The organism is Bradyrhizobium sp. UFLA05-89 (assembly GCF_059803475.1).
The window spans coordinates 18,436-27,594 of the sequence record NZ_JBANBA010000122.1 but is presented as its reverse complement, the minus strand read 5'-3'; the positions used below and the strand labels follow the sequence as shown (position 1 = coordinate 27,594).

Here is a 9,159-nt window from a genome sequence, read left to right as displayed (position 1 = left end):
GTCCGGATTGAGGCTTGACCAGATTGAGGCTTTGCCTTGTGCAGCCGGCTCGCTTAAGGAAGGGCACCCTTAGCCCACATCCGGGGACCATCCCAGGCGGTTGGATAAGGCTGTAAGTGTCTGATCCCCTTGGATCAAGCGGGCATGGCGGAATTGGTAGACGCAAGGGACTTAAAATTCCCTGCGACCACTGCAACCGCTCAACTTTCCTGCAAAACATCTCGTTTCAAACCCGCCGAAACCGGCGCCGTCCCTCCCCATTTGCAAAACAATTCCGCGTTCGGAATTCTCGCAAATTTTGTCGGGCCGGCAGAGATCATCCAGCCCATCGTCAACGTTGAGGTTGCCGCTGGCGACGCAGCGGGGTGCCGTGATGATCGCAACAATTCGCGTTCGCTTCTCGCGCCCACGCAAGATCGTCGAGCCGATCACCCCGCCTCCAGTGGTGTCGCCAGACGTCATCCAGCGCGACGATGGCATGTTCCAGATCGGCGTTGCCGACGATGCGCCCGGACCGTTCGAGAGCCGCGCATTCGCAGCAGCAGTCGCGGCCACGAATGGGGGGCGCGGTGTGAGCAACGCGAAGGTTTCTCGAAATGGACTTGGCACGGGAGTCGTGCCACCATCTGATTTGCGTGTCGTTATCTCTGCCGTTGGGTCGGGCCAGATAACGCCAGAGGCGCACACAGCCCCAAAATTCGCCGTCGCACTTGCGTGCGGCACAACGAGCAACGCCCCGTGGCAAGCGGGAGGCGTTGGAATTTTGGGCATCATCGACACTTAAGGAGTGATCGAAATATGCATGCAACTCGCTTGAAGATCAAGTGCTGCATTCGGTGCCCTCAGCAAAAAGAGGACACCGATGACCATCTCGATCAATCCAAATGAATTCCTAAACGCCGTCCCCTTCCCTGAAATCGAGCTAGATGACGATAACTACGTCATTGCCGCTCGTGGCCGGTTGCGCCACGTCATCCAGGCATGGCTTGCCCATCGCGATCTGAAAGAGATACCGCAGAACGATCGCGGCCGGGCCATCATCAAATGGCTCGCGGACCAAGCCTTTGTGGCCAACCCATCTGGACCGATTCGCGGTGTCCGCCGTTGGATTGAGAAACTGGCCCCTTCTTGGTTCACCGCGGCCGACATCAAAACCCTCATGGAATACGTCCGGACGTCCAACAAGAACTGGAGCCACGACCATTCCGCCTATGCCCTGGACGTCTCACTAGACGATTGCATCGCCATGAATTGCCGTCGCTGGATCGGCGCCAATGACGATGATAGCCGAGCCAAGCGCAAGGCCCTCAAACGGGCAACGGACGCCAAACGAGCCCGCCGGCGCCGAGCCAAGAATAGCACCAGCGCCAAGCCCGGCAGGCCGTCCTTGGGACTCTCGCCTGATGAGATGAAAGCCCGAACCAACGCCCAAGCCGCTGAGCGCATGAAGCGCCGCCGCGCGTTACGGAAAACCCCGTCCGCTTCCTTTAAGAAGGACGTAGGTAGCGTGACGCAATTAAGCGTAACGCAAGACACTCACGCGGCGCGGGAACAGGCTGAAACTACCCCCGCTCTCAATCCTTCAAACAAACAAAAGCCTTCCAAGACCATCCAGCCAAAGGAAGTGATTTGTTGGGGGAAGCCATCACCACCAAAGCCGACCAACGCCACCCCCCGCGCCGCGTTACCGCAAGATGCCGTCGACAAGGCGATAGAGCTGATCCGCAAGGTGAGGGATACCGGGCACCACAAGACCATGAACCTCTCGACCAACCGCAAGACCGTCCAGCGAGAGCTAGAACGGTTCTGGCCCGGATACGTGAGAACCGCGACACGCACGGCAAGCCGGTTCTACGGCTCATTCAGGCCAGAGCGAGACCTCAGAAACTGGTAAGCCTCATTCCGGCTCAAGCTCGAGACCGAGGGCGAGACAATCAACCGGTATTTCGATCGCAGGCACAAGTGGCTCAGGCAACGACATCGATCTGAGCGGCCCTAACGCGCACACGGCTGCGGGAAAAAATTCCTACACCCACCGCCGCCCGACGCGGTCGAGGGACGCGGCCCCCGGGGAGCTGGGGCAAGCTCCCTGTCGTCGTCTACTTGAGGCCGCGTTACGGGTGGTGTGTCTCACCCGCTGACCACGTAACGCGGCCGTGTTGTTCTGGTTTCAGTCAGGCGCGCGGCATCATATTCGTCTGCGGCCCCTATACCGAAAACCTACCCGAAAATGTCGACTGATGCTCACGGATATCGTTGACGAATTTGCTCGGTGAAGGCTTCGGGTATGATGCAGCGTCAAGTTTGGAGGCTGCAGTCATGGCAAAGCGAGTTGGCGTTTATCTGCGGGTCAGCACCGATGGCCAAACCACCGAGAACCAGCGCCGCGAGCTCGAGGCGGTTGCTGCTCGCTCGGGCTGGGAAATCGTCGGCTTCTATGAGGATGCCGGCATTAGCGGCTCCAACGGTCGAGAAAAGCGCCCTGGCTTCGACCGACTGCTCAAGGACGCGACGGCGCGCAAGATCAACATGATTGCCGCCTGGTCGGTGGATCGGCTCGGCCGCAGCCTTCAGCATCTCGTTGGTTTCCTGAACGAGCTGCAGGCGCTGAACTGCAATCTCTATCTGCATCAGCAGGCCATCGACACGACCACACCGTCCGGTCGCGCCATGTTCCAGATGTGTGGCGTCTTTGCCGAGTTTGAGAAGTCCATGATCGTTGAGCGCGTCAATGCCGGTCTTGCGAGAGCCAAGGCCAGCGGCATCAAGCTGGGCCGTGGCAACCGCAAGGACGACGAACGGAGCGCCGATGAGGAGCGCTGGGGCATGAGCAGGGCCGAGTTGGAAAGGCGCATCCTGCGCCTCCACAAGGACGGGACGGGCATCCTGAAGATCGGCCGGACGCTCGGCGTCGGCACGTCAGTCGTGCAGCGGGTGGTGAAGGAGCAGCCGCGCCCTTTCGAGGCAAGCGTGTGAGGCGGAAGCGGAAGGTCGCTAAATGAAATTCACATAGGTAGGTGCGGAAACCCGCCATGAGCGAAAGCGTGCGTAGGCATTGGACCGGCGCGGACTAACGGCCCCAGCATCCTTCTCCCTCCCGGAGCTGGGGCCGTTGTTGAGCTTGCTACTCCAGGCCCGCACCTCAAATGAAAAGGCCGCCAAATCGAGGCGGCCTCTTGAATGTGAAGACCTGTCCGGGGCTGGCGAGGCGGGCCTTCGCCGATCTTCTTACCAAGAACCACCTCGACGCGATGTCATTCAAAAGGAAATGGGTGTTCGCCCAAGAGAACCCGTAGTTTTCCGCAGATTAGGACAGTGCTACGCACGGTAATTTTCCGGAATCACGCTGGTCATGAAATGCCCCTAAGGTAATTCCGCCGGGGCTGGCCATTTCGCATCCCGAACAAGATTTCAACCGGCAAGGGGTCGCTGAAGGGCGGCCCCTTTCGATTCCGGCCTCCCTGGCGTGGGCCATGGGCGCTCGCGGCGACTTACGCCGGGCAATTGCATAAAACGGCCCGAACTGGCGGCTTTTAGCGCGCCAATCGTGACGGCCTAACTATCCCGCTGGCAACGCGCGCTGCGCACCGCCGGGCGCGGTTTTTGTTGTCACCGCACTGTCCGTCGACTTATCCACAGGGTTATCCACATGGCTGCCGCCATTGCTCCCCGCCGCGCGGCGGCCCGGCACACTGCCCCCGCCGAAACGTGTGCCGAGCCTAGCCAGCCAGTCCGCTGCTGGTCAATCATGACCGGCTAGGGTCCATAGTGGGGCAACAATGTGGCTTTGGAAATTGCACGGCGGCAACACCTGCTAGGTTTTTCATAGTCCGAACGATTGAACGATTAGCGACATGTGTCGGCCGTCAGCTAGCCAGAATCACGGGCGCAAATTGATTGCGCCTAGGACATCGATCGTTTCCGCGCTGGTCTGATCGAAGCCCCCGGCTCCCCGCTCCATCGCTACATCAGCCCCCAGCCCCAGCGATGGAGCGGGGCTACTGCGCGCCTGCTTGCGTGTCGCGCGACGTTCGACCGGCTCAGTAGCCCGACTTGGCCTTTGCACCGCTGATTGCTTTTTCAGTCGTCGTCGTTCCACTCGACATTCCGGTCGTGGTGCCAGGCGCCATCTCCATCTTCTTCGCGTGATGGGTTTTGTGGGTCTTCTGGTGGGTCGACATAGCACCTGCGGCTGTTGGCGCGACTATCAAGCTGATGGCGATCGCTCCCGTGATGAATGCCTTGAGCATGAGACTAGCCTGCGGTCGGCCTGCCCCAAAAGCAAACCGGCAGATTTGTGAAACGTTCCTGTTACGCGCGGGCAAGTCGCTCTTCAGCGCACTAACATGTCCACAGTTTGTGTAACACAGTCGCGATGACACTACCCCTAGTGAATAGCCTGCATTTTATCCGGGTGTAATGCACATTTTGTGCATGAATTCGTCTAAGGATACACGGATTATGCAAGCAGGTCATTCCACCGTCAGAGCAGCTCGAAGCACGGGCCGGGATCGGGTTTCCAATGGCCGCCTCCTGTCGCGCGCCGTCGATTTGCGGTCTGCCGGAGGTCGACGCTTCAAGTTTTTGGTCGAAAGCTATTCGCAGCAACTCGGCGGCGAGCTGACCGAGCCCGAGAAGGCGTTGGTGCGCCAGGCGGTCGCGCTTCAGCTTCAGGCCGAACGGTTGCAGGAGCGGATCGTCGGTGGCGAGCTCGTCGACAGCGATCTCCTGATCCGGATCAGTTCGACCAGCAAGCGGCTCCTATCCATCATCGCTGGCAAGGCCGGTCAGCGGGCCGACCCCAGCTGGCTCGACGATCTGGAGGCCAGGTACGCCGAGCGCGATCCCGTGGGGTCCTGAGAGCGCAATGGCCCGTCCGAGCAAGTCCAGCATCTTTGCCAAGGTCCGCGCCGAGATTGCCGGGCTGTTTGGCATTGATCCGGACACCGCGGCGTTGCCGGAGCGACTCAAGATCGACCACGCTACCGCCCTCAAGCTCGAGATCGAGCGGCTGCAGACCGAGCAAATGGGCGGCGATGCCGTCGACATTCGGCGATTGGCCGAAGCGCACGGCGAGTTAGCGCGGCTGCTTCCGTCGGAGGGCGGTCCGTCGGGGGATACGATCTAAGCCGCCTGGACGATATTCAGGTCGAAACGCTGGGGCTTCTCTTGCGCAAGGCAGCGGGCGATGCGCGGGTCGATGACCCGCCCCAGCCAGAATGCGAAGAACCACTGTCAAACATCGTATCTTCCCGCTTCGAGCAGGCGCTCAAGCAAATCGACGACCCAATCATTCGTCATCAGGTCACTGCGAGCGCAAGTCGAGCAGCTCAAGGCGCAGGTTCGCGGCAATGCGGGCCCCTGCGGTGCAGCCGCGCCCACAGCACCTGCTGTTGCCGATCCGGCCTCGGAATCGAACGAACCCGATAAGCCGGCGCTCCCGACCGTCGCCGATCCGGTGCTCCCCCGCAACGTCACCCTACTGACCTCGAGCGCGGCTGAATTTTACCGCCTTGATGAGAATTTCCGTGCCGCTGCGGAAGCCTACAAGCGCGGCGACCTCAGCGGCCGACAACTTTATTGGTTCGTTGCCGAACGCGACCGGCGAGAGCGGGAGGGCCGATGAGCGCCGCAGTTGATCGTTTCGAGAGCCTCAAGCGCAAATTTCGCCATCAGGTGCGCTCGCGCAAATTGTCGGCGACGCAGAAGCATCACGTCACCACGGCGGCCGCTCTCCAGCAAGTGGTCGAGATGACGGTCGCCGAGATGGTGACCGGCACCCGACACGTCGAGCGGGAGGTCAACGTCATCCGCGCATTCGAGCGGGTGAAGGACAAGCCATGAACAGAACAAAGCCTGATTTGCAAAACAGCGAGGGAAAACCTGCAAAACACTTGCCCGCAAATGGCAATTTCTATAGGCAAATCAACGCGGCGGGCATGGCGGAATTGGTAGACGCAAGGGACTTAAAATCCCTCGGTGCGCAAGCGCTGTGCCGGTTCGACCCCGGCTGCCCGCACCACCCTCCCCCCGCGATCACAAAGCGATACGCGCCATCGTCTGGCGGCATGGCATTCGGCCATCCCGGGCGTGAAGCAGTGCTTTATCGTAAAGTTGCAGATGCCGCCCGGCTGGAGGCCTGGTGCTGCTTCACTGACCCAATCTTAACTTGTCGGCACCACCATCCTCGTCGGTTTCAGCGATTTTTGGCTTAAAGTGGTGGATCGCACCGAATTCGAGAGCGAGCTTGCACGCGCATCCAGCTGGTCCTTTCGGCCTGCGCTGGAGGCCGCCTATGCGGCGCGGCGCGGACGCTCGATGACCCGTCACATGGCGCGCTCTTCCGCGGTCTGCGGCGCCTTGACACTTGCAGCCATCGCTCTCGATCGGTCGACCAATCTCGACGTCTTCGCCGCGGCATGGGTGTGGCGCTGCGTCGTCGCGCTCTACTGCGCAGGCGTGGCCATCTATGGCTTTCGGTCCCGCAGCACGTTGCTGATGGGTTTGGCCTACGGCTCCGCCATGATCGCCATGATGGCCGTCATCGAATTCGCGGGTGTCGCCGCACCGAAGGCCATCCAGGAAAACTACATGCTTGCGGCGATCATGCTCTTCGCGATCTGCGTTGCCTCCGTCCCGATGCCGTTTGCCGCAGGGCTCGTCATCTGCACAATTGCCGCCGTTCTGCATCCGACCTTGCCGCTCGCCTTCGGAGCCGACGCCAGCCACTTGACCAGCGATACGATCGTCGGCCTGGCCGCATGCCTGACGGCGCTGTTGGTCATCCGCAAGAACGAGGTCGAGCGGCGCCGCAGATTCCTCGAAACGCTTCGCTACGAGCATGCGGCAACTGAATTGAGCGTGGTGAACCGGGAGCTGCTCCGCATATCGAACACCGACGCGCTGACCGGACTTCCGAACCGCCGCTTTTTCGAAGCCGAAGCCGCGAGATTGTGCGCGGAAAGAGGGCACAGCGGCATCGGGGCGATCCTGATGGATGTCGACCACTTCAAGACATACAACGATGCGGCCGGACATATCGCGGGCGACGTGTGCCTTCGCGCGGTGGCCCAGGCGCTTGCAAACACGGCCCGCGAAGCAGGCGTCAGCGTCGCCAGATATGGCGGCGAGGAGTTCGCGGCCATCGTCCCGTCGGCGACCGCGCTGGAATTGCAGCAGCTTTGCGAAGAACTGCGCATCGCGGTCAGCAGCATCAATCTGCCTCATCCTGGCCTGCGAGATCGCAACGTGAGCATCAGCGCCGGACTGGCGTGGCGCCAAACCTTTGCAGACGATCCGAAATCGCTGCTGGAGGAGGCCGACCGCGCGCTATATGAAGCAAAGGCCACCGGGCGCAATCGCATCGCCTGGTCCGATGTGGCGGCCCACGTTCGCTCGCCCGGCATCGTTCCCGACCTGATCATGCCGGATCCCGCCCCGGCTATGCGCGCCTGATCTCCCAACGGGGTCCGGCCCGGCGCAGCGCGCCGGGCCTTTGTGTCTCATCCTCCTCAGACCTCGCCGATATACCGCAGCATGTCCCACAGCGTGATGGTGGGCGCGTTGGGCTTGATGACGGAGGTCCAGCCGCTGGCATTGGCGACGGAGCTCTGGTCGTCATCGAGGATGCCGAAGAAGACCTCGAGCACGATGCGGCCGCCGACTGGGCCGAGCTGGGTGCCGGCATTGGAGTCCTTGTCGGCGACCTTGACGCCGCCCTCGATCTTCGTGTCGAACGTGCCGTCATCCTTGGCGAGGCAGGCCTGGCCTTCGGCCAGCACGTAGAGCCAGAGCGGCGTTTTCGCGTCCAGCTTGCTGGCATCAGCACCCGGCATTTCCGGCATGTCCTTGAACGACAAGAGGCGCTCGCCGAATACCAGAGGCGGCCCGCTGCTCACGCCGAGCACTGCGGCGACATCCTGCCCCGAGGGCAGCGAGAAGTTATAGCCGCGCTTGAGATTGCGCGCCGCGAGCGAGCGGAACAGCATGTCCTGTCCGCCGATCCGCGGCGGCAGCACCAGGAGCGGATTCACGAGGCTGGTGTCGATCTTGTAGCTGTATTGCAGCCGGTGCTTGTCGGGCCCCACGTCCACGCCGCCAACCTGCGAGGGGTTGTCGCCCTTGGTGCCCGGCGCGAGCTGATCTGTCACGAACAGCGACCAGTCGATGCGATGGCTCTGCGGCAAATCCCCGAACCCGACGAGGCTCTCGGCCGCATTGTCGGCGCCGTCGAAGATGCGGCGCTGGAAATTCTCGTTGAGCCGGTAGGCATTGCGGATCGCCGAATGGCCGTAGCGATAGGCAGCTCCGGTGAATTCCAGCGGCAGCGCCGTGCGATCGCCCTTCTTGTAGAGCTTGTAGGCCGCATCGCCCTTGCTCGCCCGGTCCTGGACGAAGCTGTCATAGACCGGCTTCTGCACGATGCGCTTGAGGAAGTCGGTGACGATGATCGTCTGGTAGGTGAAGCGGACCTCCTGCTGTGCCGTCTGGAACAGCGTTTGTCCGGTCAGGCCCTGCGACTTGAAGAACGCGATCATCGCATTGTGGAAGTGAATGAAGGCGAGCTGAAGCTGGCAAACGATGGAGTTTTCGTCATTGCGGGGATCGCCGATGATGGCGCGATGGCTGCCGGCATCGTCGGGCTTGTAGTAGATCGTCGAACGCGGCAGGTCGTAGGGCCGGTCCATGTTGGTCGCGAGCCGCCCGTCCTCGTCATACATGAAGGGCGATGCCGACGGCCCGAGGCCGTAGAGGCAATCCATGTCGAGCCGCGGCGTGCGCACGTCATTGGGGAAGCTCGACAGGCCCGGCGGGAGCGTTGCGAGCGTCGAGCGCGTGTCGAAGGTCAGGTCATGGTCGATGAACTGGCCGAGATAGGTGTAGGCCGCGGGCACAAAGGGATTTTCCTCATCGTCCGGCGTATCGGAGGGATCGTCGAGGCCCTGGTCGATCGCCTTGGCGATGATGCTCACGATCGTGTCGGGATCAGAGAGCTCCAACGATTGATAAGTCTCGCGCTTCAACAGGCGCATGAAGCTCGCGGCATCGGAACCCTGCCCGCCATGTCCGCCCTGCAATTGATCGCTTTTCATGTCCGACATTTCAACGCTCCTTCAAAAATGGCTGTTTTGAATCAATTCGCGTTATCGTCGCGCCACG

Annotated in this window: 10 protein-coding genes and 1 tRNA gene; 8 read left to right on the top strand and 3 right to left on the bottom strand. The window is 61.4% G+C overall.

The window, feature by feature from the left end; translation table 11 throughout:
* Positions 1–171: 171 nt before the first annotated feature.
* Positions 172–555, bottom strand: coding sequence for a hypothetical protein (locus tag SO139_RS38885; protein ID WP_498541692.1), 384 nt, complete (start codon positions 553–555; stop codon positions 172–174).
* 307 nt (positions 556–862) lie between these two features.
* Here SO139_RS38885 and SO139_RS38880 point away from each other — a divergent pair, with 307 nt between their 5' ends.
* Together SO139_RS38880 and SO139_RS38875 are read left to right on the top strand one after the other, a co-directional pair.
* On the top strand, positions 863–1,894 hold the full coding sequence (locus tag SO139_RS38880) for a hypothetical protein (protein WP_498541691.1): 1,032 nt from the start codon (positions 863–865) through the stop codon (positions 1,892–1,894).
* A 425-nt stretch (positions 1,895–2,319) separates the two neighbouring features.
* On the top strand, positions 2,320–2,976 hold the full coding sequence (locus tag SO139_RS38875; RefSeq protein WP_449384653.1) for a recombinase family protein: 657 nt from the start codon (positions 2,320–2,322) through the stop codon (positions 2,974–2,976).
* A 1,064-nt stretch (positions 2,977–4,040) separates the two neighbouring features.
* Here SO139_RS38875 and SO139_RS38870 read toward each other — a convergent pair.
* Positions 4,041–4,250 (bottom strand): hypothetical protein, encoded by a 210-nt coding sequence (locus tag SO139_RS38870; protein ID WP_498541690.1) that lies wholly within the window; start codon positions 4,248–4,250, stop codon positions 4,041–4,043.
* 211 nt (positions 4,251–4,461) lie between these two features.
* Between SO139_RS38870 and SO139_RS38865 the strand changes: the two genes are divergently transcribed.
* From SO139_RS38865 to SO139_RS38840, 6 genes are all read left to right on the top strand, one after another.
* On the top strand, positions 4,462–4,860 hold the full coding sequence (locus SO139_RS38865) for a hypothetical protein (protein WP_498541689.1): 399 nt from the start codon (positions 4,462–4,464) through the stop codon (positions 4,858–4,860).
* Between the two features lie 7 nt (positions 4,861–4,867).
* Positions 4,868–5,128 carry a hypothetical protein gene (locus SO139_RS38860; protein WP_498541688.1) on the top strand — a complete coding sequence of 87 codons (261 nt, stop codon included), beginning with the start codon at positions 4,868–4,870 and terminating at the stop codon, positions 5,126–5,128.
* Between the two features lie 60 nt (positions 5,129–5,188).
* A complete protein-coding gene (locus SO139_RS38855) occupies positions 5,189–5,626 on the top strand; it encodes a hypothetical protein (RefSeq protein WP_449383067.1) in 438 nt (145 codons plus the stop codon).
* On the top strand, positions 5,623–5,844 hold the full coding sequence (locus tag SO139_RS38850) for a hypothetical protein (RefSeq protein WP_449383068.1): 222 nt from the start codon (positions 5,623–5,625) through the stop codon (positions 5,842–5,844). The genes SO139_RS38855 and SO139_RS38850 overlap by 4 nt, the downstream gene beginning before the upstream one ends.
* Before the next feature lie 89 nt (positions 5,845–5,933).
* Positions 5,934–6,022: transfer RNA gene (locus SO139_RS38845), tRNA-Leu, on the top strand.
* Positions 6,023–6,219: 197 nt separating this feature from the next.
* A complete protein-coding gene (locus SO139_RS38840) occupies positions 6,220–7,455 on the top strand; it encodes a GGDEF domain-containing protein (protein ID WP_498541687.1) in 1,236 nt (411 codons plus the stop codon).
* A gap of 56 nt (positions 7,456–7,511) precedes the next feature.
* Here SO139_RS38840 and SO139_RS38835 read toward each other — a convergent pair whose 3' ends face one another.
* Entirely contained in the window at positions 7,512–9,101 is a 1,590-nt protein-coding gene (locus tag SO139_RS38835) for a peroxidase family protein (protein ID WP_449383070.1), read from the bottom strand.
* Positions 9,102–9,159: the final 58 nt, after the last annotated feature.

Excerpts from the sequence above, each read along its gene's own strand:
- SO139_RS38880 (WP_498541691.1), top strand. The coding sequence starts at position 863 with ATGACCATCTCGATCAATCCAAATGAATTCCTAAACGCCGTCCCCTTC.
- SO139_RS38875 (WP_449384653.1), top strand. The coding sequence starts at position 2,320 with ATGGCAAAGCGAGTTGGCGTTTATCTGCGGGTCAGCACCGATGGCCAA.
- SO139_RS38870 (WP_498541690.1), bottom strand. The coding sequence starts at position 4,250 with ATGCTCAAGGCATTCATCACGGGAGCGATCGCCATCAGCTTGATAGTC.
- SO139_RS38865 (WP_498541689.1), top strand. The coding sequence starts at position 4,462 with ATGCAAGCAGGTCATTCCACCGTCAGAGCAGCTCGAAGCACGGGCCGG.
- SO139_RS38860 (WP_498541688.1), top strand. The coding sequence starts at position 4,868 with ATGGCCCGTCCGAGCAAGTCCAGCATCTTTGCCAAGGTCCGCGCCGAG.
- SO139_RS38855 (WP_449383067.1), top strand. The coding sequence starts at position 5,189 with ATGCGCGGGTCGATGACCCGCCCCAGCCAGAATGCGAAGAACCACTGT.
- SO139_RS38850 (WP_449383068.1), top strand. The coding sequence starts at position 5,623 with ATGAGCGCCGCAGTTGATCGTTTCGAGAGCCTCAAGCGCAAATTTCGC.
- SO139_RS38835 (WP_449383070.1), bottom strand. The coding sequence starts at position 9,101 with ATGTCGGACATGAAAAGCGATCAATTGCAGGGCGGACATGGCGGGCAG.